Raw genomic sequence first — 24,946 nt, forward strand, 5'->3', positions numbered from 1 at the left:
AACCAACCTTCATTCTGATTTTTGTTGTCAGTCTCTAATCCAATCATAGATAGGGTCAACGAAAACAACCAACTAGACGACTGGTCTAATTTTATTTATAGTATCGCCATGAATCAAAAAACAAACGACACACGCCTACATATTTTAGATGTCGGCTACGAGCTTATCGTCAATCAGGGTTTTACGGCTGTGGGGTTATCTCAACTGCTTAAGGCTGCTGATGTACCAAAAGGCTCCTTTTATCACTACTTCAAATCAAAAGAAGCTTTTGGTGAGGCCTTGATTGAGCACTACTTTGATAGTTACTTAACAAGAATTGAGTCTATCTTGGTACACGGGCAAGGTGATCATGCAAAGCGCCTGCTAGATTACCTCTCTCGCTGGCGTGAGACTCAAAACGGTGTCTGCAACGCTCACAAATGTTTGGTTGTGAAGCTATCTGCAGAGGTATCTGATCTTTCTGATTCAATGCGACTCGCTTTGCAAAAAGGTGCTGACAGTGTGGTTCAGCAAATGGCAACGTGTTTAGAAAATGGGGTTAAAGAAGGCTCTATCGCTTCATTAGACCACCAACAAGTTGCAAAGAATCTATACTCGCTCTGGTTAGGCGCGAGCCTTTTAAGCAAGTTGAGTCAAAGTCCAGACACGTTAGACAGCGCTTTTGACGAGACAAAACGTATCATCGCACTAGCATAGTCACTCAAATGACACGAACATAACAACGACTTTCCCGCCTACGTATTTTATCGTCTAAGTATAAAGAGGCGGGATTTTTAGAAATCAAAACTAGACGACTGGTCTAATACATAACAGCGATCATTAAGGATATCCAATGACTGATAACAACAGAAGAATCGTGCTCGCCTCTCGCCCTGTTGGCGCACCTACGCAAGACAACTTTCGACTAGAAACCGTAGCAGTACCGAGCATTAAAGAAGGCGAGGTTCTACTGCGTTCTATCTACTTATCACTCGATCCGTACATGCGTGGTCGAATGAATGACGCAAAATCCTATGCAGAACCGGTAGCGATTGATGAAGTGATGGTTGGCGCAACAGTCTGCCAAGTAGAACAGTCACAGCATTCAGATTATCAAGTTGGCGAATGGGTATTGGCATATACCGGTTGGCAAGATTACGGCGTTTCGAACGGTGAAGGCTTAGTAAAGCTGGGCATGGAACCGAGCCATCCTTCTTTCGCCCTCGGCATCATGGGTATGCCAGGTTTCACCGCTTACATGGGCTTGCTCGATATCGGTCAGCCAAAAGAAGGCGACACTCTTGTGGTAGCGGCGGCTACAGGGCCTGTAGGTGCAACCGTGGGTCAGATTGGTAAGCTTAAAGGCTGCCGAGTGATTGGTGTTGCTGGTGGGGAAGAAAAGTGTCGCCATGCTAAAGAAGTACTTGGTTTTGATGAATGTATCGACCACAAAGCAGAAGACTTTGCAGAACAGCTAGCCGCAACGTGCGACAAAGGCATTGATGTCTATTTCGAAAATGTGGGCGGAAAAGTCTTCGATGCGGTTATGCCATTGCTAAACACAGGTGCGCGCATACCTGTTTGTGGCCTGATCTCTCAATACAATGCTACATCACTTCCAGACGGTCCTGATCGCATGTCGGCACTGATGGGAATGCTGTTAGTGAAGCGCATTAAGATGCAAGGTTTCATTATTTTTGATGACTACGCACATCATTACAACGAGTTCGCAACTCAAATGGCAGAATGGCTAGCACAAGGCAAAATTCAATATAAAGAACAAGTGGTTGAAGGATTTGAGAATACGCCTCAAGCCTTTATGGGACTTCTAAAAGGTGAGAACTTCGGCAAACTCGTCATCAAAACTAATCAAGCAAAGTAGGCAATAACTATGATCACTCTACACCACCTAAATAAATCTCGCTCAAAGCGAATCATCTGGTTACTTGAAGAGCTGGGCGTTGATTACCAGATCAAGCCATACTTGCGTGACTCCGTGTCGTTTCTAGCGCCACCTGAATTAAAATCTGTTCACCCTCTCGGCAAATCGCCTGTAATCGAAGATCAAGGTATGATCATTACAGAGTCGGGCGCAATTACGGATTACCTCATTGAAACATATGGTAATGGTCGTTTTGCACCACAAAGAGGGACTAAAGAGCACCTCGAATACAATCAGTGGCTTCACTTTGCAGAAAGCTCAGGCATTCTGCCGCTTCTACTTAAGATCTTTGTGGCCAAAGACGGCTGTGAAACCAACTTCTTGGCGCAATATGCTGAAGACGAAAACAGTAAGATCATGGCTTACTTAGAGCAATCGCTTGAAGGAAAAAGCTACCTTGTGGGAGAGACTCTGACCGGTGCAGACTTTATGATGTCATTTATTGTCGAAGCGATGGATAACTTTGGTGCGTCACACACCTACCCTAACCTTGTCGCTTACACCGAGCGTCTTAAGTCTCATCCAAGTTTCCAAAAAGCAGATGAGATCGAGCAAAAACACGGCTAGTTAACCACGACCTCGAAGCCAAAGTACGTTTTAGCGCTGCTTTGGCTTCTCATTTGATTTCATTTCGTCAACAATACCGGACTCTATCGTTCGTCAAAGAGTTCATCCCATGCCACAGCGTCTTTTGCACTTCACGCCACTGCCTACAGTTCCGGCTGACCATCACACACTACCAGACCGTTTTACGTTCCCGTATTACTACACGCCTCATAAAACGTGTGAGCTGGCGATGCTCGATTTGCAATCACGCCTACAAAAAGCAGGTATTGACGGAGGCTCTTTTGGTCAGCTCTATGCAGTATTGCTTACACAAGACACAGCTACAGGTGAACTTGGCTATTTGGCGGCTCATGGAGGGTTAGCGCTTGATGAAAGCCTTGTTGCCTCGCTATCTTCAATTGAATTTGTGCCTTCTGCTTTTGAGAAAACCCAATACGAACTAGAGTGCCGTAGTTTAATCGACCAAGTTACAGAGCAAGCTAAACAGATCGAGACTTTCGAACAACGCCATAATCTTGCTGAGCTAAATGCCAAACTCGAATCATCTAAAGAACAAGCTGCAGCGGAAATTGCCAACTTCCAAAAACAAATGGCAGCAAACAAAGCACAACGCGATGCTCTTCGTGCTAATTATGAAGCGTCTAAACAGTCAAGCTCAGACAACTCTGAGAACACTGTTGAAAACAGCGGCCTTCTCAAGCAGTTAGGTGCGGCAAGTAGCCAAGAGAAGCGTGATCTCAAGGCTTTGAGAATTCAATGGAAACAAGCGATCGCTGAGCTGCAATCAAACATAAATACAATAGACACCACCCTTCGCGATCAACGCCAGCAATATTCTGAACTTTCAGCGCAACTAGAAGAGCAGCGCTTGTCGCATTATCACTTTCTCAATGCGAATAATCAGACCAAATCACTGTTGGAACTTTTGAACGGTAAAGAGGCCATAGAGGGGGCTGGTGATTGCTGCATACCAAAACTTCTGAATTTCGCGTTTAAACACAGCCTAAAACCACTTGCTCTTGCCGAGTTCTGGTGGGGGCGTCCACCGCGTCAAGAAATACGTCAGCATGGCAATTTATACCCAGTTTGTCAGAGCCGAAGTTTCGAAATTCTGGAGCATCAACTTGAAGGCATCGAGTTAGAAGATAACCCTCTAATCGTGAACCCTGCAGTTGGTAAGCATTTCGATATTGTTTATGAAGACAAAGAGATTGTTGTGGTGAATAAGCCTGCAGAATTCCTGTCTGTTCCAGGGAAGTTTATCGAGGACTCCGTCTACTCTCGGATTAAAGCGCGATACCCAGACGCAACGGGACCACTCATCATACATCGCCTAGATATGTCGACTTCAGGTTTATTGATACTTGCGCTCACAGCGGAATCAAACCGCCATATCCAAAAGCAATTTATTGAGCGGACTGTCGAGAAGCGCTACACCGCCTTACTTGATGGGGAAATCAAAGGTGAAGGGGGGGATATCAGCCTGCCATTACGAGGCGACATCACCGACCGCCCAAGACAGTTGGTTTGTCATCAATACGGGAAAAAAGCGGAGACCCATTGGCACGTGGTACGTCGAAGTGACGGCAAGACCAAGGTTCACCTCTATCCTAAAACAGGACGAACGCATCAACTTCGTGTTCATTGTGCTCACCCTGATGGTCTAGGTACTCCAATTACGGGCGATGACCTGTACGGCTATAAACGCAACCGCCTCCATTTACATGCGGGCTACTTGAAACTGGTGCATCCAACAACTGGGGAGTGGATCGAATTTGAAGTACCCAGCGAGTTCTAACAAGCTAAGAGGCTTGTCTTATTGACTCTGCTCCTAATGAAGCAGCGCAATCAATGGATAAGCAACATAACTTGATAATGAAAGCGTCACCATGGCAGGTATCCCAGCCTGCCATGAGTCAAAGCGTAAATGAAAGAATATCGCGCCGATTGACACTACAGCCAATAATAACGCCCCCAAAGACACAACTAACTCAGGTACCCATCCAACCAAGCCCAATAACAGAGACATCGCGCCAGTAAGCTCTAAACACCCTACTACAAACATGATTTGTCTGTTTAACCCATAGTTCTTAAAAAACTTCAAATACCTTTTTCTGCCACCCTAACGTCTTAATTGAACTCGCCAACATAAAAAACACGATCAATACAATACTCACTACGTTCATGATACTACCCACCTTGTTCATTTCTGTTTTCTAAAACACTGACGACATTTGAGCATTCTTAACCAACTAGTTAAATGCTAGTATTTAGATAGTTAAGATTCCCAAATGGAATGCAAAATGGATAAAATTGACTGTATTAAGGCGTTTGTGGTTACCGCTCGACTCAACAGCTTTACATTGGCATCCGAAGAGCTCGACACCACGCAAAGTGCTGTGAGCAAAAAAATTGCGTGGCTAGAGAACAACTTAAAGCTCACCCTTTTTCAGCGCAACAGCCGAAAGATCTCATTAACCCCGGCAGGAAGAGACTATCAACAATACTGTTTGCGACTATTAGACGAGATGAGCAGTTTCGAAGCTAAGTTGACTCGGGAGGCTCAATCCGTTGAGGGAGAAATCAAAATCTCAGCCCCCTCGGCCTTCTCAAACCAAGTCCTCACTCACGCACTCAAGGCGTTTATGGTTCAACACCCAAAGATCAGGATTAATCTGTGTGTCAGCGATAGCTTCGTTAATTTAAATGATCACACGATTGATCTTGCGATTAGAGCCTCTCAGCTCAGTGACTCAAACTTAAAAGCAAAGCTGTTATTTAAAAATCATGTTCATTATTACGCTTCGCCAGATTATGTGGAGCGCCTTGGTTTGCCTGAGACACCAGCGGATTTAATTAACCATCAATGCCTTACATATTCGCTGATGAAGCCATCCAGCGACTGGAGCTTCAAAGACTCGAAAGGAACCGAAACAAAAGTTCGAGTTAATGAAAGCTTCTCGACTGACAGTCCAGAAACGTTACTAAATATGAGTAGGCTTGGCCTGGGCATCTGTGCCTTGCCAAGTTGGATGGGAAAAGAGTGGGTACAGCAGGGTCAATTGATCGAAGTGTTACAGCCTTGGGGCCATCAAAAGCTCCCTATGTATCTGCTCTATCACCCTAGTGACTACCTTCCTGTTCGCTTGCGCGCCTTGATCGACTTCCTTGCAGACTACTTCGCAGAATATGCTATCGACTAAGAGTTGATGCAGTAAAAAATGGACCTTTTACACTCTGATGTAGAGTACAAAAGGTCCATTCGTAATCAAGTATTCGCTAACTGTGCAGACTCGCATAGCAGCTCATGCAGGATAATGCGAAGCCAAAGCTTAGAACAAGTTAGTAAAGAACAGCTTGATATGGTCAAGAATTCGCTTGAAGAAGCTCCCCTCTTGTACAGACTCTAACGCGACCAATGGTTGAGTCTTAATATCTTCACCATCAACGGTGTAGTGAACCACACCCAAGGTTTGACCTTTTTCGATTGGTGCTTTCAGATCAGAAGTCAGTTCAACCGACGCTGATAGTTTTTTGCCGTCTGCTTTTGGTAGCGTAATGTAAGTATCTTGGTCGACACCGAGCTTAAGTGTGTCTTGCTCACCAAACCATAGCCTCTCTTCTGAGATCAAGTCTCCACTCTGATGTGGATTCAGTGTATCAAAGAATCTAAAGCCGTAGCTCAGCAACTGTTTGCTATCCGATTCACGGCCTTTAATGCTGCTTGATCCCATGACTACCGCAATCAAACGCATCTCACCCTGTGTTGCAGAACTCGCCAAACTGTAGCCCGCGCCAGAGGTGTAGCCCGTTTTCATACCATCAACATTCATGCTTCTATCACGCAGCAAACCATTACGGTTATGCTGAGTGATACCGTTATAGCTGAACGAGCGCTCACTGTATAAACCGTAAACATCTGGTAGATCGCGAATAATTGCACGACCTAACAACGCAATATCGTAAGGCGTTGAATAAAGATCATCGGCATCTAGTCCATGAGCATTTGCAAAGTGCGTGTTTTCTAGGTTAAGAGACGCCGCCCATGAGTTCATTAGGTCCACAAAGGCACCTTCAGAGCCAGCCACATGTTCAGCAATAGCCACACTGGCATCGTTGCCCGATTGGATGATCAAACCTCGGTAAAGGTCCATCATATCGACATTGGTATTAACTTCGATGAACATCTTGGAGGAGTCTGGGAAGTTCTTGGCCCACGCGTTTTCGCTGATTCTAACTTTATCGTCCGCTGAGATGTTACCACGCTTCATCTCTTGGCCAGCGACGTAACTGGTCATCAACTTGGTTAAGCTCGCAGGATTCAATTTCGTATGCGCATTATTTTCAACTAGGACTTCACCTGAGTTGAAATCCATTAAGACATAGCCTTTTGCGCCTAGGCTAGGAGGAGAAGGAACAATCGTTGGTGCTGCCATTACAGCATTACTCGCAGCCAATAAACCAACAAGGGAAAGTGAATATTTAGCGAACAATTTCATTAGATCAAACCTGAGTTAACGTTTTGTTCAGTATAGCTAAATACTGAGAAAAGACGCCGAAACTTTACGTTGCTTTACTCAAATGAACCTTTAGTTACAAATTTCAATTGATAGCTTGAATTATGTTCAAATATTGAGTCAATATTATTGACCCAACTAATGACTCTATCGGTTAGGTATATCTCTGAATAACCTATTAACAAAACTCGATATACGTTGGTCGAGCTGCGAATGAGTTAGCCCACCTTGAATACCAGATTGTGCCAGTGCTTGCCACTGTATAACTGCGCTATTTGGAAGCAAAAATACGATATATAGCGACCCTTTTTCTGCTTTTTTACCCTTTTCGTTATAAAAAGGTACGCCAGTCGAAAGATTCAATCGATTCAAGATAGCCTGGTCACTCAGCTCTGACTCTTGCGCTAGGCCAAAGCCGATGACAACGTCACCTTGAGTTCCACTATTAGCTAATCGATAGCCCTTTTGCGTCAAATGGTCTTCAATTGCAGAGCGAACGATATCGGTGACTTCTGTCTTGTCGTAGTTTTTGGAAAGGTAAGCTTGTTCTGAACTTGGGTGCCATGAATACGTCTGTACACCCTGATTCATAAACGTAAAGTCACCACTGGTTACCACACCGAAATCATGCTTCACCGGCATAGGCTCTGTTGTGCATCCCATCATGCTAACCGCCAAGGTAACGCTCGCTAAAAAGCCGCCTAGACATTTATTTCTCATTCGTCGCTTCCTTTTCGTTATATGTTCTACAATTGGATTCAACACCAACACATTCAGTAATTATATTATCTAAAAACCTTTTAAACGTTTGCGTAATCGCTAACCTTCACTTTCACTCGTTTTGGGGCTTTTATCACAAAAAAAGGCTTGCTATAGTCAGCACCAGTTAAACAAAACCAGACCATTCGAGGCACGGAGCTTCCTCAATAATCTCATGAAGAGAAGGATTGGTACCGACACTGTATCGGCAAAACTAAGAGGGTCCAACAATGGAATTTAATATGGTTGAAATTTTAGGTTACGCAGCATCTATCATGGTTGCGATTTCATTAACTATGAAAGACATCGTTCGCTTACGTGTTCTTAACTTTATTGGTTGTGCTCTCTTCACTGCTTACGGTGTAATGATTGATGCATGGCCAGTAGTAGCGACCAATGGTTTCATCGCAATCGTAAACGTTTATTTCCTTGCTAAAATGCAAAAGGAAAAAAAAACGGAAGCGTTAAAAGCTGCTAAAGCTTAGCATTCGAATCTGATAAAAAGCCCGAACAATTAATCTTGTTCGGGCTTTTTTCATATGCAGTGTTTAATATGAGGCAAACACTCACAATTAGGACTTGAGTAACACTGGGTGTTGTTCCTACCGGCCTCCTTTGCTCGATAGAGCGCAGCATCAGCCTTCTCTATGACCTTTTCGACGCCTTGATTCACTGGTGCATAACAACAACCCGCACTGATTGTGATCTGTCGGCACAACCCCTGAGTCTTCTCCACATCCAAACGTATTGTCTCTGCCAACTCCATTAATTCAGCTTGTTCACAATCGAATGTCACAACGACAAACTCTTCTCCTCCATAGCGTGCTATCAAACGATTTTCTGTCTCATACTCCTTCAACTTAACAGCAACAGCCTGAATCACTTTGTCTCCTTGTGTATGGCCAAAATCGTCGTTAACACGTTTGAAATGATCGATATCGAGCAGAACAACCCCTATGTGTGAAACAGATGCCTGATGCTTTTGTACTCTGGCTTTAAACTGTTCCATAAAGCTTCTGCGACTGTTGATCCCTGTTAGATAGTCAAGACTCGCCAGTTCTAACATTTTGTGGTGTCGATTCTTGAGATAGAGGACTAACACTGAAATGATCGCTATTAAGCTGGCAAAGAGCGCCATCAGGCTAACAAACAGTAAACTATGATTCTTATTTAGCTCTTGTTCAGAGATACCTGCAACAATTACCCAGTTCAGGTAAGGATAAAACTTGTAGAAGATGTTTTTAGTCGCCACTCCAGACTCATTTTCTAAATCAAACTTAACGTGCCCTTCTCGATTATTAAGAACCTGTCGGATGAAACTCTGAGAGGTTGACTCAACCACGGATTCAAAGGCTCTATTATCAAACGGGTTCTGTAGAATCCGCTTCCCATCAAGATCAACGATATAGATGTAGCCGCTCTCACCATAGGCATACTTACTGAGCTTTTCCTTCAACTGAACCTGATCCACCAAGAACATCAACTCATCTTTATAAGTCGTTGCTACCAAGGTATTGCCGCTCGGCAACTTTCTCGAATACGCAACTTTTGGCCTCATCCCTGTCTCATGAGGGTTGGCGTGATAATACTGCGATACACCTTCTTCCAGCTCCAGTTGCCGCTGAATATGCCCCACGCTTGATCTGTCCTGACCTTGCAAAAATGGGTGATATAAATGAACGCCGTCAGGGGAAAGCAAATAGAGATAACCGGATTGCCCTACTTTTAGTGTATTTGCGAGATCCGCCAGTTGTTGAGCTTCTGGTAGCTGTTTATGGCTCTCTACATAAGAGTGAGCGGTATCAATAACTCCCTTTAGATACGTTTTAATCGCTTCATTAACCGTCGTATCCACAATGTCATAGCTCGCATTTACGATGGTATTAAAAAACACTTGGTTGGATTCCAATAACGCTTCTTTGGTGCGATTAAATTGGACGGCAGACAGCACCATAGAAACCGTGGCCAGTGCTATCGAGAAGTTAAGAATATATTTACGTTTAAATTTCAAAGTTACCCCATGCGCCCTCACTACAACAGTGTCCGGTTTTTGCCCTCAATAAGCAGCGAGTTTTATATCACAAACGGTAGGGTGTATGAATTAAGGTATTGCCTTTAAAAACGTTTGATTCATTGATATGTGACCAATACCAAAAACGCCACATTGATAATATCAATGTGGCGAATTTATAATTTTATAAATACTTGTTTTATAAATATTTTTCTCAGTATTGAGAATTCATGGTCACCATTTTACTGACAAACAACAGTCCAACTACCATCACTACCTGGCTCTGAACTTGTCCACCAGTTAGCTTGGTAAATGCTGCCATTGTGAACCACTTGGTCACCCGTATTAGCATGGCTTGGATTGCCGGCCCAGTCTTTCTGAGGCAGATCCGGGTACACTGTTAGGCCTGCAGTATCACAAGTACCAGGGTTTGTGCCACCGTCGCCAGGGTTACCGCCACCAGAACTGATATCACCTAGAGGTAAATCTGGTTGCTCAAAGCTAAACGCATAATCGACACCACCCACGTTAACGGCATAGTTTGCAGGACCTGAAATTGGTAAGTAATACACCATGTCCAGCTCATACTCACCACCAGCAGGCAGTTCTTTCCATGCAGGTAATGTAAAGGCTACGCGGTGCATAGTACCGTCTAAGCCACCAATGTTATCCGCACGAGTATGACCCGACGCAATCACAGTCAAACCACCACCAGATTGATCTTTCGCGTTATCTGGTGCAGATACAGGAATATCAAACTGGAACTCTGTACCGCCAGGTAGTGCCTGCCCCGTATTGTTGGTAAACGTGATCTTAGGATTAATTGGGTAGTTTTGGTCACCAACTTTGAAGCCACCAACCGATACTGCGATGTCTAGTGCTTCAGTAGGAATTGCGCCAGTTGCGACTTTGTTTCCATATGGCGTTGCCGACTTAAACTTATCGTAGATAGCCTTAGTCATTGTGTTACCCATGTGGAACTCACCGTTACCGCTGTTACACGCTTGCTCTGTGGTATCAACCGTTGTGCGGTTGCCACTTGCATCAAGTACGTAACAGTTGTAGTCGCCAGCCAGTTCCCAGAACATGATGCCGCCGATTTCTTTATCGATAACGTAGTCAGCTTTCACATTGATAGATTCTTTATCTTCCGTAGAAAGGAACACGCCTTTTTCAGCATTCCATAGCCAAGGTGCAACCGCCACGCTGTCGTAGTTACGCGTGTAAGTCCCTCTTAGCACATCCGTTGGATCGTTTACAGGATCAAGCTTGTAAGCATCCGCATAAGATCCCCAAATGCCTTTCTCTAGGTTCTTCGCATGCCACATTGGGTTCGAACCTGCGCCCATTTCGTTTCCTTTAGGGTCAGTATCGTGCCACATGTTATCGATACCAATCGCGCCGTGACCACAGTTGTTCTTCTCGCCTTCACCTGTACCAGCGGCACATTCAGATTGATTAGGCAGTGCAGCTCGGCCCCAAAGACCATTTTCACCACCGGTTACGCCCTGCCAACCACGCGTGTAGTACGGCACACCGATGTTAATACGACCAGCTGGCATTGAGCCGCGGAAGTAATGGTAAGCCCAATCCGTGTTCAGGTAGCCAATACCGCCATAAGCCGCCGTGTCGTATACGTTCCACTGTGCTAGCTCTGAATCTTTACCTGTATCAAACAAAGCAGCGTTATGACCAACGTGATCGTTCCACGCACCGTGAAGGTCGTAAGACATGATGTTCACGTAATCAAGATATTGAGTGACATCGAATGTTTCCATACCGCGTAATAGGTAGCCAGATGAAGGTGCTGCGATAGTTAACATGTAGTGTGTTCCATCTTCAGCAGACGCCACATCAAGCTTCTCACGCAATACTTTCATCAATACTCGGTATGAAGCCCATAGGTACTGTCGACGTGGTTCCATGAAGTCTTTGTCGTATGGGTTGCCCGCACCTGCCATTGAGGTTGGGTACTCATAATCGATATCTAGACCATCGAATTGATACTTACGCAGCATTTCAACGGCTGACGTCGCGAATGTTTCGATACCTTGATGGTTGATTGAACCATCAGCATTGGTCGTCATGGTGTAGAAGCCACCATCAGCAACACGGCTGCCGTCTGTGGTAAAGTGACCGCCAGTCTCAGCCCACCCACCAATTGAGATTAACGTTTTAACACCGTGTTTTTTCTTGGCTGTTGCGAGCGCACCAAAGTGACCTTTAAAGCCTAAAGCAGGGTCAACTTCTACGCCCGGCCACTCTTTACCAACAGCAGCATTATTTGGATCATTTACATCACCAACATTCACTTTGCCATCTGAACCGATGCTCACGAACGCGTAGTTAATGTGTGTGAGTTGTTCCCAAGGAATGTCATTCACTAAGTAAGCCGCTTGTGGGTCGTCCCCTGCACGCCAACTAGTGAAGTAACCAATCACACGACGAGGGTGATCCGCGCCCATCTTCTCACGGCCTTCATCATCGTAAATGGTACAGTAGGGAACATCGACACCTTGAGTTTGATACAAGCCATCAGGACGACATGTACTCACCGTTGGAGCACCATTCACCTTTAAAGAAGCCAAGGTTGAATCCGTTGTTGCGCCTTTGTCGTCGGTCGCTTTGGCGTAAACAGACAAAGTACCGGCTTGAGTGGTTGTGTAGTCAAGCGCATACGGGCTTGTTGCAGCCGTTCCAACTAAAGAACCTGCCACATAAAAATCGACTTTATCAACCGTACCATCACTGTCTGCAGCCGTTGCCGTGAGTGTTACCACGCCACCTACATCAACAGAAGCGGCTGAAAGTGCAACTGATACCGTTGGCGCTTCATTGCCAGGTTGCAGTGAATCGACAGAAACAGATACCGCGCTTGCTACACTCGCTGCACCTTCATTGTCTGTTGCAACAACAGATACCTGATGGTTGCCCGATGTTGCAGCCCAAGCCGCTTCGAATGGTGCTGCTGTTACTACTGCGACGGAAGTATCATCGACAAAGAATTCTACTGAAGCAACGCTACCATCAGCATCAAGTGCCGTAGCACTTAAGACGACATTATCGCCCTCAACGATCACATCTGACGCGGTAGGTGCTGTTAACGAAGCGGTTGGCGCTTCATTTGGCGTGCCACCGCCCCCGCCGCCACTACACACATCAATCTTTTTCCATTGTGCATAGTCACCTTCAAATTGGCTCGGGGTGTTGTTTTGATTCCAGTAATTCGCTGAGTACGCGCTGCCGTCATGTGAAACCTGATCACCGCCAGTATAAACGGTCGCAGAGTCCCATGTTTCTAATGTTGAACAATCAACAGCTGCATAACTGTTGAACGCCATTAAGCATGACGCGGTGAGTGTGCTGAGTGTGAAAACCTTCTTGGCCACTCTTCCTTGGTTTAGGTGCATGTGTGCTATCCCTTAAGTTGTTGTTTCAAGATGTTTAATTTCGGTCGTATTCGTACGACCACTTAAATCTCTTCGCAAAACAACTGTAGGTAACAAAGCCAATTTCGCACTTAGAATATTCACTATTTATAAAATGACTCGCAAATAATTGCTTACACTCTGCAATGACTCGACACTTATTTTGCACCGACAACTAATATTAAATTTATTTCGGAAAGCTAAAAAATAATCGCTATTCATCGTCAAAGCCCCTATCTACAACATGGACAAGATGAGCTTAAAGTAACCAAAAAGGACAGATTTATAGGAGGAATGGATTTCTTTTTGCAATTCGCCGACTTTCTGGTGATAGATATGTTAGTATCTGCGACTTTTTTGACGAACCTCACATTTTCAAAGGGAGATGTGCGGGAAATACACAGGCTTCACGGCCAAATATAGCGAACAAATAATGTCTAACTTGACGCAAGTCGCCAACGAAAACATCAACGCAGAATCTACTTCTATCAACTTCACTAAAGCCCAGTCTCTGGGTGAAAAGCTCGAACTTGGAAACCCAGTGTTCTGGCTCAGCGGCAGTTTTTTAACGCTCTTTGTCGTTCTCGCTTTTGCCAACACTTCAGCTTTGTCTGAACTGGTCAACATCGGTTTTAGCTACTCTACTCAATGGTTCGGTGCTTATTGGCAAGTGCTATTGTTGCTCAACTTTATTCTCGGTTTAGTGTTAGCACTGGGCCGCACAGGTCAAGTTCGTTTAGGAACACTTGCCCTACCAGAAATGTCCACTTTCAAATGGATGTCGATTGTTCTCTGTACTCTACTCGCCGGTGGTGGCGTGTTCTGGGCGGCGGCGGAACCAATCGCTCACTTCGTCTCTGCACCGCCTTTGTATGGTGAAGCGGATCCACAAGCAATGGCGTTCAACGCACTTTCTCAGTCTTTCATGCACTGGGGCTTTCTTGCTTGGGCAATCTTAGGCGGTTTATCTTCTATCGTGTTGATGCACCTACATTACGACAAAGGTCTGCCTCTAAAACCTCGTATTCTGCTTTATCCAGTTCTGGGTGATAAAGCCACTAATGGTTGGATTGGTAACGTGGTTGACGCATGTAGCATCGTTGCTGTCGCTGCGGGCACTATTGGTCCTATTGGTTTCTTAGGTCTTCAAATTAGTTATGCAATAAGTGAACTGTTTGGTATCTCAGACAGCTTTGCGACTCAGAGCATCGTCATTCTATTCGCCATCGCCATGTACACCCTATCTGCATTGAGCGGCGTGAACAAAGGCATCCAACTGGTTAGCCGTTACAACATCATCTTGTCTGTGTGCCTTATCGGCTACATGCTTCTTGTAGGCCCAACAAGCTTCATCGTTGATGGCTACTTGCAAGGCATGGGGGAGATGATCGATAACTTCATCCCTATGGCGCTTTATCGCCAAGATACAGCGTGGCTTGGTGGCTGGACGGTATTCTTCTGGGGCTGGTTCTTAGGTTATGGCCCAATGATGGCGATCTTTATTGCGCGCATCTCACGCGGTCGCACCATTCGCCAAATGATCGTTTCTATCAGTATCGTTGCTCCACTGGTAACCTGTTTCTGGTTTAGCATTGTTGGTGGCAGTGGCTTAGCATTTGAGTTAGAAAACCCAGGCGTGATTTCTAGTGCGTTCGAAGGCTTCAACCTTCCGGCAGTGCTGTTAGCTATTACCGCGCAACTGCCATTTCCGACTCTGATTGCGATACTGTTCCTTATCCTGACCACCACGTTCATCGTAACGACAGGTGACTCAATGACCTACACCATCAGCGTGGTTATGACAGGTACCACCGAGCCAAACGCAGCGGTACGCACCTTCTGGGGCATCATCATGGGTGCAGTGGCTATTGCGCTAATTTCTATGGGCTCTGGCGGCATCTCTGCTCTGCAGTCATTCATTGTAATCACCGCAGTTCCTGTCTCATTCATCTTATTGCCGTGTCTATGGCACGCACCTAAGATCGCGACGCAAATGGCAAAAGAACAAGGTATCGCCTAATACCAAAGCCGACAAACTTCGGCTCAGTATTAAAACAAAAAGCCACTCCAGGGTTCACCAGAGTGGCTTTATTTTATCTGTTCCATTGTTTAAGCGTCAGAAACTCGTACTAAGCATACTTAATGAAGGCTTGAGTTAACTGCTGAAAAAGTGAGTCTACGCCAGGCAGAGGCTTCACATGCTCAGACAACAGAGTATGAACATGTGGGTCTACTACGGTTGGATTACCGCAGATTTGATTATAAAAATTAACGGGCGCAACACTGCTCTCTAAGTCGACATCTAACAAAATACAGGCTTGCGAAAGGACTATTTGACCGCCCCCGCGTTTAAGCAAAACACGCTGAGCCGTACCTACTATTTTCTGTTTGTTGATATTGAGGTTGTAGTCGCCATCACAATAAGAACCGGGAGTTGCATGCACATCCACATCGACGCCCAAGTCTTTAAAAAACAGAGTTAAAACATCACATAGATGTAGATACGCTTTTTTGATGTCGTAGGCTTCATTACTAGGCCAATGATAAATATGCGATAGGTTAATAATCCCCGGCAACTGGGGGACGGGAGCGCCACCTGTTTTTCGCGAAGAGAGTTGCCAACCTTGCGCCTCAAGTTGTTTTCTAGACTCTAAGGTTACTGGCCACTTTTTACCTGAGGGCAAAACAAGCGTCGGTGTTTTGGCTTGCCAAAGCATTAAGGCTTGTCCAATCTCACCAGCCTGAATTTGCTGCAATAACTCGTCTTCTTTTTCAAACGCACGATCAACATCAATATGCGGGTAACGTACAAGTTTATTTGTTAACTTCAATGCGCTATTCCTCTACAACTAATCGTGAACTCGTATCAACTATTCCCCAGCCGTTGATAATACCAACATATCTCACATTATTGATGCCATATATTAAGAATCATAAACAGTATCATTGCCCTTGCGGCATTAAGGCCAATCCCTGAACTTCTTGGCAAGACCTATTGCATAGCTTCCTTTGAGCTAACTCTTTACTCAATGACACCTAAGCTTAAAACTATAGAGAAGCATAAAGCTCACTCAACGTTGGGAATTTTAAAGTGTTCCAATCTGCAGGAAGTCTTATCGCTTCACACGATTCAATCAGCTTGCGCGCCTGCTTAACATCCCCAGAACGACTCACTTTGGCAAGTTCATCGAGTAAATGAAGTTCATCGTCATTAGAAACTGGAGCCATAAAGTGAGGTAAGATCCCCCAACCAATATCCCACGTGTGCATTTCATATTTAGACAGCGCGAACAGATCGCGAATAAGGCTGGCTTTAATAAAAGCTAGCCCTTTAAAATCCGCAAAACCGAACTTCTTTGCTGGCACTGAGTTTTCACGAGCGAGTTTCCATGCCTGACCCGCAACTAAGAATTGAGATGACGGAACATCACACGGATCGAATTCAAACTTCAGAATGCGTTGATGAACGCCATCGAGCTGTGCATCAACCGATACCCAACGTTGACCATTCCAATATTCACAAACCCAGTGATCTTCGAAATGAACCGGCCCTAGATACGCTGCAAAACCACTTCTTATGCGAGCAGGCACTCCTTTCATCCTGAAGATAGAACACACCAAAAGGGAAAAGTCTCGGCAAATACTGACCACTCTATGATTCGGCGCTTTGATGGTATGTGCAGCTTGCCCTGATTTCGACATGGCTAACGACAACAAATCCTTCGCATATCGCGTCTGCATTTCAGTGCGTTGAATAGAAATGTCTATCTCTACACCATAATGCTCTAACCAATAAGCATGGATAAGGTTTCCTTGTACAAACTGACAGATTCCCTCGACATCATTTGGCACTTGCTTGATGTCCAACTTAATACTGGCGAGGTCGGTAAATTCAGATGGTGTAGTAAACTCAGAAATAACGGCATGTTCTATGACGTCCATATACTTCAATCCTTGTCAGAAAGTGAAAACCTCAAAACTGGCGCGTTGTGCTTAAGGAAACAACACGGTTTTGAGGATTAAGCATTGATTTTAAAGGGTGTAAATATGATCAGCGTAGAGCTTGCCACCAATGGTGTAAGCGTCTGGAACGACCTCTTTGAGTGAAAAGCCACTTTTCAGCAACACTTTTTCAGACCCTATATTGCCCTCTGTTACAATGGCTTGAAATGTAGTAATCCCTTGCTCTTTGGTTGCCCAGCTAATGAGAGCCTTTAAAGACTCCGTACCAAAGCCGAAGCCATGAAACTTAGGTAAAATCAGATAACCCACTTCCGCAACACCATCGACCATACGAAAGCCCGTCACCCCAATCTTTTCGCCAGTCTCTTTGTTTGTGATAGTAAGACACAGCCAATATGTTGAATCTTTATTCCAAGCAGGCAATCGAGATTCGAAAGCTTCTTTAATATCGGAAGGTGATGGTTCGTCAAAGCACAGTCGGATGACCTCTGGCTCACGATTTAAAGACTGAAAAAGGGCCCAGTCTTCGGTAGTGATTTGAGCCATGGTGAGTCTATCTGTGTTGATGATCATTGCGTACTGTCCTTATTGCATCACGATTATTAGGCAGAGTAAGCCTCTCCTGCTTTATATGCAACACATCTCGTGATTATTTTCTATAAATAACAGATATTTAAATTAGGTTTCCGCAATTCGCGTTGGTCACTCAACCATACAAAAAAAGCGCATAGGCCTAAACCTATACGCTTTTGAAATTAGTGACTATTCGCTTGTTTTATTATTTTAAAATGCTTCTTCGAGCGTTGATTCACTCTTTTTTACTGATTGATTCTCATGAGGTTCCACCTCTTTCAAACGTGCAGTGAAGTGCCTTAGTACAGGAGGTTCGTAAACAAAATCGAGCCCTTTCACTTTGCTCGCGTTCTCTTTTACTTTTTCGAATGCTTCAATAATGAAGTCCATATGCGTTTGAGTGTAAGTCGCGCGTGGAATGGTTAGGCGCAATAGCTCTGCAGGGCATGGGTGCTGTTCACCTGTTGCAGGATCTCGCCCTTGCAACAATGAACCAATCTCAACCGCTCGGATCCCTGCTACCTTATACAATTCACACGCTAAAGCATGTGCTGGGAACTGACCTGCCGGAATGTGTGGCAGCAGTTTACCTGCATCAACAAACGCAGCATGACCACCCGCTTGCTGACACACGATGCCAATCGCTTCTAAGCCATCAACTAAGTACTGAACTTGCCCAATACGATATTCCAACCAATCTTGGCGCATACCGTCGTATAGTCCAACTGCAAGACGCTCCATGGCACCGCCCTCTAAGCCGCCATAAGTTGGGAAGCCCTCTTGTACCACACACAAGGTACGACACTCTGTGTAGACATCCATGAAGGTGTCATTTTTAAAACACAACAAGCCACCCATTTGTACCATCGCATCTTTCTTAGCGGACATCGCCAAACCATCTGCGTATTTGTATGATTCGCGAGTGATTTGCTCGATAGTCCAATCTTGATAACCCGGTTCACGCTGCTGAATAAAGTAAGCATTTTCAGCGTAGCGAGCCGAGTCCATGATGACGGGAATATCGTACTTTTGAGCGATTTCATATACAGCTTTCAGGTTAGCGATAGAAACAGGCTGTCCACCAGCCGAGTTGCAGGTAATAGTACTCACAATGTAAGGAACATTGGCAGCGCCCGCTTCCAATATCACTTGTTCAAGCTTCTCGATATCAAAGTTACCTTTAAAGTCAGCGTTCACTGAAGTATCAAACGCTTCTTTGGTGTAAACGTTCTTTGCGACGCAGCAATTCACTTGAGTGTGGCCTTGCGTGGTATCGAAAAAGTAATTCGACAAAGCGACCATTTTGCTGCGGTCTAACCCCTTTTCCATCTCACGCATTTTAATCAGCACCGGGATATAGATCTGCTCTGCACCGCGTCCTTGGTGAGTCGGAATGGTTAGCTCATAGCCGAAGATATCTTTCACCGCATTCGACAGCGCATAATAACTACGACTGCCACTATACGCTTCATCGCCCATTAACATCGCCGCTTGCATACGTTGAGTAATTGAACCCGTGCCGCTGTCGGTCAGCAGGTCGATGAATACGTCATCGCTATCAAGTAGAAATGGGTTCATACCCGCTTCGACAATGGCTTGCTCACGATAAGCGTAGGTGGTTCTTTTAACTGGCTCTACAACGCGAATACGAAACGGTTCAGGTAGATGTTTGAAGTTTTCCATAATAGTACCTTTCAACGAACCCAGTACTTCCTAATGAAGAAACATTAAAAAATGTCTAAGCTCATTATTTTTCAGATGTCACAAACCATCACTATTAATTTTATTTATTGCACCATCACATTCGTGACAATTACGATAAAACTTAATAGCGAAAGACAAATTATTGAATCAATAAGATATTGATTGAGGCCGTATTAATAATGGCTAAGAGATAAATAGCGACATGCATAAATAAATTATTATCTTACGCACAGGCTACGGCATTTCTTAAAACAAAATTAACAGGATTGGCAAAGCACAAGAGCTCTGCTGGCGCGTGACGCCCAGAAGGTACTACTCTGAAGAAAGGTGGAACGAGATCTGATGATCTAAAGTATACCAAGCTAACAAGGTTAGCCATGTTGTTGATTGCCATTTCAGATACATGTTCACAATATATCCCTATGTTGAAATCAAAATGATCCGAAATTTAAATATAGTGCAGTAATTTTATAAATAAAGACCTATCAATCATAAATGTGATCAATATTTACGTTGATGTATTTGCAGTGATTAACATCATATAAAACTCATCAGTACATCGACCTAGTGAACTATTATACTAGTTCATAAAATTAAGTTATAAATAGAACTGACCAGTAAGATCTGAAAAATAAAAATTAACTATCCAAGCGATATTACGGTTTAACGAATATCGCTTTGTATTGTTGGTTATTTTTTCTTAGTGACTTGTTTTATCGCCATCTCAGCCAGTTTAGGGGTAGCGACTTTCAATGCACTTGGTGCGACCTTCTTCCCTGCCTTCATGGCTTTATTAAGCTGGCCTTTTACCGAAGTTCCTCTGTTGATAGCTTCGAGACGCTGACGATTTCTCTGAACATTATTGGCGTCTGCAATGTGTTCAATCAGCGTCTGTTTCAAAGCCTCTAAACCAAACTGTATCTTTTCAGGAGCAATCGCTAGCGGTAAAGCAATATCAGGCTTCAAAAGTGTTTGGTTGTATTGAAGGGCCTGAGCAATGATCTTAGCTTTTGCCGTAGTTGGATTATCTAAATCGTAAGGTGGCTGCCACTCGTCCAACGGCTTTAATCGATCGACTTGGTTGACGATTGTCATCACAATTGGCTGTTTGCGCGAGATATTCTTAGGATCATCGTAAAATGCATCAAACTTATCTTTAAGCTGCTTATCCAGTTCTCGAGCAGACTGATTCGCTTTAAGTACCCACAACACCACATCGGCTTGAGTCATCTCTTTAAGCATCACAGCTTCGGTTTTAGCGTTTCCATCCAGCCCTTGAAGATCAACTACTCTCACATCGTTGTCATCTACAAATGCGTTGTAAACCGTAGAGGTATCCGTTGATGGTAGAACATCCACCTCGGCAACCATTTCCTCTTTGAGAGCATTGATAATCGATGATTTACCAGAGCTAATTTGCCCTACCAGTACAATTCTCACTGGTTCTAATTCAGGCGCGAAACGCTTCTCGTCGACTTCTGAAACATCAGACACTTTTAATGCTTCGTCTTCGATGCTGAAACGTCCGCTGTATAAATCAATCGCAACAGCTGCCACTTCATCGAGCAAGGCTTGTTTCGCAGCATATTGCATATCATCGACAACGCCCTTTGTCATAGAGGCCGTCGCTTGCTCACGACCTAAGTCAGAAATAACCTTCAATGGGTTCAAATACAGGTTTTTTAAGTGATTACCCCAAATCGCCGCTTTGAAAATCTTTTGCCCCAACTCTTCATATTTGTCATAGGCTTCGTAGCCCGCTTTGATGTAAGAAACCTTAAGGTACTCAATACCCGGAATGTGCTCTTTCACCACCAATTTGTAACGGCGGCTTACCTCTTCAAATAGCTTTAGACCTTCTGGGATCGAAAAATCGAGCGACTTTTTATTAAACTTTTTAGCAACGAATTCCAACACCTCTAAACCAGTTTGGTCGACGTTGCCCCACTCGATATCATCGGTTAACTGCTGACGAACATAATGTTTAGAGTCATTCCAGATCGAAAGCTCTACTTGAGACCATTCGTTCGATGCTTTAACCAACGCGTCATCTATGCTGTGATTCGGTGATTGAATTGTGGTTTCTTCTCTGGCTTCATCTGTTGTGTTTCCTGATTGCTTGCTATTGGTCGAATTATGAGAAGCACGACTAGAAATGTATAAGGGAATCGTAAACAGCAAAGTACTTACGGCAATAGCTACCGACATTTCCAATAGGTAGCCATATTTAATCGCCAAAAACAGACCAAAGCCCATCATGATGATGCTCGGGAAGATCGCCGAAATGAGAGCTATACCCCAACGACCACTCGACAGCGCAGAAAGTAGTCGAAATAAGTTTCTAATTTTCTTCATAGCCTGACGCCGCCTTTCCTTTTTTCAGGGATTCTTTATAGATTGCTTGCATTTCTTGCTCAGAGACTTCTTCGCCTCTGTTCTTATGATAAAAGTAATAGCACGCCGCTCTGCCAAGGCCATAGCTGGTACCAAAACTCATAGCTGCGGCTGCGACAGCGCCAACCGTTTGTCCATACACAGGAATCAATTTAACCAGTTGTCGAGTGCCAAGTTTCATTCCGTATTGCAACGCAAAACTGCTACCCAGAGTTCCTATCAACTCACTAAAGACTCGCTTATTCCACTCCACCCCATATTGGTTGGCTAAGCTATGTAACATTTTCGCTTGAATGGCAGGCACAGATACCAAGCCCACGCCTGGAACTAGGTCGCTAACTGCTGCACTTCCCGAATACCAAAGTACCTCATTCTCAACTTGGTCAAAGTTCGCTTCTTCTTGCGTTGAATGCTCCTTGTTTTGCACCATCATTCCAATTACAGGAAGAATGCTGGTCAGTTTTTCTAACAAGATGTCGTGGTTATAGACATCATCGTTACCAGTCTCGAAATCAACTGCCACAGATTCAAAATCTTTGCCCCAAACCTTTTCGACTTGTTGACTGTTGAATTGAACTTGCCGTGCGCGGTCGGGTTCTTGAGAAGACAACACCGCCGTATGAACAAGTAGCAAGTGCTTAATCTTCTTTTGTTTCTTAATCTGTTTCAGTGCAGACAGCACGGCCGATTGTTCCGGCTCATCGGCTTTCATCACGACGACTAACGCATTCCCCGCTTGTCCGATTTCTTTCAGATCCTCTGTAGGGTAATAATCCGCTTCGCCCAAACCTCGCGTATCAAGAAAGCGCATTATCGGCTTATCTTGAGGAAACACGTACGACATTGCAGTTATTGTGCAGGGTGCAAAACCATTGCCCACCTCCACCGAAGAATCGCCCGTGAGCGCTTGAATAAACGAAGACTTACCTGCACCCGTTTTTCCCAACAACCACAAAGTCGGTAAATGCTTGCGTTGATACTCGTGCGCCTGAGTAAGGTCAGGGTTCTTGCTCGGGTTGATGAAATCTTTAATCTGCTCAAACATAGTTAGGCTAATTCTCACTTGGTATTGAGATTGATGACATAGCGCGACAATTCATACAATCACATTCGCGCTCTTACTATATGTTTGTTCACCAGAGCGGATTTACAATACTGAGGCGACTGTTTTATGAACTTATGTTAATAGATACTCTAAATCCCCCTTTAGATCGAGAAAGCCTCAACAAGCTTACCTTGCTGAGGCTTTTTAAGTGTTAAGTCTTCAGACTGCTAACGCGACGTTGATTGAACGTCCACGCCCTCAAAAGAAAGATTACTTAGTCGTATTCTCAAGCACGTAGTCTGGACCAGCGGTTTCTGCTGTCACAATCGCAAGCTTAGACACGTCCGCGCCTTCACCTTGGTAAGAATTAATACCGTTTTTGACCGTTACTTGTGGTAGTTCAACTGAGTAGCTTCCAATCAGCTCTGACTCAGTGACTTGTCCAACATAGGTTTCATCGCTGTATGTTGCGCCGATTAGTGGAAAGTCTTGGGTCGCTCGAACACTCACAAACTCAGGCGTTTTCGAGTTATCTACCACATTGTTGTTGAACGCGATATCAACACCCGCATAGATGCCTTCTACTTCTGCGTTGTCAAATAGGCTCACACGGTGACTTTGGTTGCCGTAAACAATACCCCACTCCGTGTCGACCAGAGAGTTGTTTTCAATCGTGATGTTTTTCGGAGTCCACTGCTTGTTAAGCTCTTTGCCCTTTACCGATTGATCAAGCTGCTCGCCGTTCGCAACATCAATAATGCCAGTATTAATGACAATACCACCACGCAAGTCAGCATTGCCTTCGATCACACCATCACGACCACGCGTGTTTGTGATGTAGTTGTTACGAATCACATGGTCTTCATCGTAGATACGAACACCGCCCGTTAGGCGCTTCTCGTTACCCAAAATCATGTTGTTCTCAACCGTGTTGCCTTTACCGTGACGCAATGAAATCAACGCTGCGCTTTGGAAGATAGTATTACCTGCAATTGTGTTGTCGCCCGATTTAATTGAGATAAGCTCACGCTCACCATCCATATCGATCATCAGGTTGTTGACAAATTTCGAGCTTGAATCCCACTGTGAAGATTTAGAATCACCAATACGGATCGCTTCCCAGCTGTTGCCGTTGTAGCGAATCGCTTCTTTGATATCGAACTCATTAAACTGGTTTGGCTTTTGATCCATAAAGATGTTGTTCGCGATCAGGTGGTTATCTGACGTATCGTCTTTTTGGACACCGATCAAGGTACCGCGCTTTTGCTTACCTTCAAAACGGTTGTTGATCACTTTACCGTCTTTACCCCAAAGTGAAACCCATAGGTACTTAGGGTACTCAGAGCGGCGCTCATCTGGCTCGTAAGTGTAGTCGTGGTTGAAATAGTAGAAGGTCGAGTTTTGAAGCGTATTGCCATTACCCATCATACGAACCGCACCAAAGCGCTCGTTTGGACCTCCTTCGGTAAACACTAAGCCATCGAGCGTAATGTCGTCACCCTTTAACTCGAATTGAATCAAACCTGTCAGCCACGCCGAACCCGCTTGCTCCGATCTAATAGTGATGTCATTTGCTGTGATCGTCACTTGACCCAAGTTGGCGTATTTACCGTTAGGGATAACCACTTCGTCGCCATCTTGTAGGTTTTCAAATTCCGCCTTAAGAGCAGCAACTTGCTCTTCTGAGGCTACCGCCAGCGTATCCCCATCAACCTCAGTTAAGCGGTCACTGTTCAAAAGGTAGCTACGATCGATCTCGTTGATTGCGGTAGTTGCCTGCTGTTCTGCAGTAATCACCGATGCCGTGTTTTCTTGAGTGGTACAGCCCGTAGCAAAAGCCAACGTAAACGCACTAATTACGCTTACCGATATTAAATTTTTCTTCATCTTTGTTCTCACATTAAACATTGGATTATCAAATTAACCGCCACCTAAATAGGTGGTCGTTCTATTTACACTGCTCTTGTGGCTATTTATTGCTGCTTCTTTTTGAGAACAATATAGATAGATGATGAGTTAATTTGTACTACAATAATTTAAATGCGTGACGGCGATCTTGCAGTT

18 protein-coding genes and 1 pseudogene are annotated in these 24,946 nt (G+C 44.5%); 7 read left to right on the plus strand and 12 right to left on the minus strand.

The window, feature by feature from the left end:
- Positions 1 to 108: 108 nt before the first annotated feature.
- The 4 genes from FIV04_RS15515 (at position 109) to FIV04_RS15530 (ending at position 4,286) form a co-directional block, all read left to right on the plus strand.
- Entirely contained in the window at positions 109 to 696 is a 588-nt protein-coding gene (locus FIV04_RS15515; protein ID WP_150869694.1) for a TetR/AcrR family transcriptional regulator, read from the plus strand.
- A 136-nt stretch (positions 697 to 832) separates the two neighbouring features.
- Complete coding sequence (locus FIV04_RS15520; protein WP_152469628.1) at positions 833 to 1,861, plus strand: NADP-dependent oxidoreductase; 1,029 nt, start codon at positions 833 to 835, stop codon at positions 1,859 to 1,861.
- A 9-nt stretch (positions 1,862 to 1,870) separates the two neighbouring features.
- Positions 1,871 to 2,488 carry a glutathione S-transferase family protein gene (locus FIV04_RS15525; protein ID WP_152469629.1) on the plus strand — a complete coding sequence of 206 codons (618 nt, stop codon included), beginning with the start codon at positions 1,871 to 1,873 and terminating at the stop codon, positions 2,486 to 2,488.
- Between the two features lie 109 nt (positions 2,489 to 2,597).
- Positions 2,598 to 4,286, plus strand: coding sequence for an RluA family pseudouridine synthase (locus tag FIV04_RS15530; protein WP_152469630.1), 1,689 nt, complete (start codon positions 2,598 to 2,600; stop codon positions 4,284 to 4,286).
- A gap of 33 nt (positions 4,287 to 4,319) precedes the next feature.
- On the opposite strand, the pseudogene FIV04_RS15535 reads toward FIV04_RS15530, so the two are convergent.
- Positions 4,320 to 4,674 (minus strand): annotated as a pseudogene (locus FIV04_RS15535) (DoxX family protein).
- A 117-nt stretch (positions 4,675 to 4,791) separates the two neighbouring features.
- Here FIV04_RS15535 and FIV04_RS15540 point away from each other — a divergent pair.
- A complete protein-coding gene (locus FIV04_RS15540; protein WP_152469631.1) occupies positions 4,792 to 5,691 on the plus strand; it encodes a LysR family transcriptional regulator in 900 nt (299 codons plus the stop codon).
- Between the two features lie 129 nt (positions 5,692 to 5,820).
- Here FIV04_RS15540 and FIV04_RS15545 read toward each other — a convergent pair whose 3' ends face one another.
- Entirely contained in the window at positions 5,821 to 6,987 is a 1,167-nt protein-coding gene (locus FIV04_RS15545; protein WP_152469632.1) for a D-alanyl-D-alanine carboxypeptidase family protein, read from the minus strand.
- Positions 6,988 to 7,152: 165 nt separating this feature from the next.
- A complete protein-coding gene (locus tag FIV04_RS15550) occupies positions 7,153 to 7,725 on the minus strand; it encodes a DUF4136 domain-containing protein (protein ID WP_152469633.1) in 573 nt (190 codons plus the stop codon).
- Positions 7,726 to 7,994: 269 nt separating this feature from the next.
- Here FIV04_RS15550 and FIV04_RS15555 point away from each other — a divergent pair, with 269 nt between their 5' ends.
- Entirely contained in the window at positions 7,995 to 8,249 is a 255-nt protein-coding gene (locus FIV04_RS15555) for a YgjV family protein (protein WP_032552699.1), read from the plus strand.
- Between the two features lie 50 nt (positions 8,250 to 8,299).
- On the opposite strand, the gene FIV04_RS15560 is transcribed toward FIV04_RS15555, so the two are convergent.
- Complete coding sequence (locus FIV04_RS15560) at positions 8,300 to 9,775, minus strand: sensor domain-containing diguanylate cyclase (RefSeq protein WP_152469634.1); 1,476 nt, start codon at positions 9,773 to 9,775, stop codon at positions 8,300 to 8,302.
- 242 nt (positions 9,776 to 10,017) lie between these two features.
- Positions 10,018 to 13,185, minus strand: coding sequence for a glycosyl hydrolase family 18 protein (locus FIV04_RS15565; protein ID WP_152469635.1), 3,168 nt, complete (start codon positions 13,183 to 13,185; stop codon positions 10,018 to 10,020).
- 451 nt (positions 13,186 to 13,636) lie between these two features.
- Here FIV04_RS15565 and FIV04_RS15575 point away from each other — a divergent pair, with 451 nt between their 5' ends.
- The gene (locus FIV04_RS15575) at positions 13,637 to 15,223 is read left to right on the plus strand and encodes a BCCT family transporter (protein WP_152469636.1); all 1,587 of its coding nucleotides are present in this window, start codon (positions 13,637 to 13,639) and stop codon (positions 15,221 to 15,223) included.
- Positions 15,224 to 15,332: 109 nt separating this feature from the next.
- On the opposite strand, the gene FIV04_RS15580 is transcribed toward FIV04_RS15575, so the two are convergent.
- From FIV04_RS15580 to FIV04_RS15610, 7 genes are all read right to left on the minus strand, one after another.
- Positions 15,333 to 16,034 (minus strand): lipoate--protein ligase, encoded by a 702-nt coding sequence (locus FIV04_RS15580; protein ID WP_152469637.1) that lies wholly within the window; start codon positions 16,032 to 16,034, stop codon positions 15,333 to 15,335.
- A 217-nt stretch (positions 16,035 to 16,251) separates the two neighbouring features.
- A complete protein-coding gene (locus FIV04_RS15585) occupies positions 16,252 to 17,145 on the minus strand; it encodes a transglutaminase-like domain-containing protein (protein WP_152469638.1) in 894 nt (297 codons plus the stop codon).
- Positions 17,146 to 17,235: 90 nt separating this feature from the next.
- The gene (locus tag FIV04_RS15590) at positions 17,236 to 17,739 is read right to left on the minus strand and encodes a GNAT family N-acetyltransferase (RefSeq protein WP_152469639.1); all 504 of its coding nucleotides are present in this window, start codon (positions 17,737 to 17,739) and stop codon (positions 17,236 to 17,238) included.
- Positions 17,740 to 17,949: 210 nt separating this feature from the next.
- Complete coding sequence (gene tnaA / locus FIV04_RS15595; protein WP_152469640.1) at positions 17,950 to 19,422, minus strand: tryptophanase; 1,473 nt, start codon at positions 19,420 to 19,422, stop codon at positions 17,950 to 17,952.
- A gap of 711 nt (positions 19,423 to 20,133) precedes the next feature.
- Positions 20,134 to 21,798, minus strand: a complete 1,665-nt coding sequence (locus FIV04_RS15600) for a GTPase family protein (RefSeq protein WP_152469641.1) — start codon at positions 21,796 to 21,798, stop codon at positions 20,134 to 20,136.
- Positions 21,785 to 22,882 carry a YcjF family protein gene (locus FIV04_RS15605; RefSeq protein ID WP_152469642.1) on the minus strand — a complete coding sequence of 366 codons (1,098 nt, stop codon included), beginning with the start codon at positions 22,880 to 22,882 and terminating at the stop codon, positions 21,785 to 21,787. Before FIV04_RS15605 ends, FIV04_RS15600 begins: the two co-directional genes overlap by 14 nt.
- A gap of 270 nt (positions 22,883 to 23,152) precedes the next feature.
- Positions 23,153 to 24,769 carry a polysaccharide lyase 6 family protein gene (locus FIV04_RS15610; RefSeq protein ID WP_152469643.1) on the minus strand — a complete coding sequence of 539 codons (1,617 nt, stop codon included), beginning with the start codon at positions 24,767 to 24,769 and terminating at the stop codon, positions 23,153 to 23,155.
- Between the last annotated feature and the right edge of the window lie 177 nt (positions 24,770 to 24,946).

It is taken from the genome of Vibrio sp. THAF190c (assembly GCF_009363355.1).
GTDB lineage: Bacteria > Pseudomonadota > Gammaproteobacteria > Enterobacterales > Vibrionaceae > Vibrio > Vibrio fortis_A.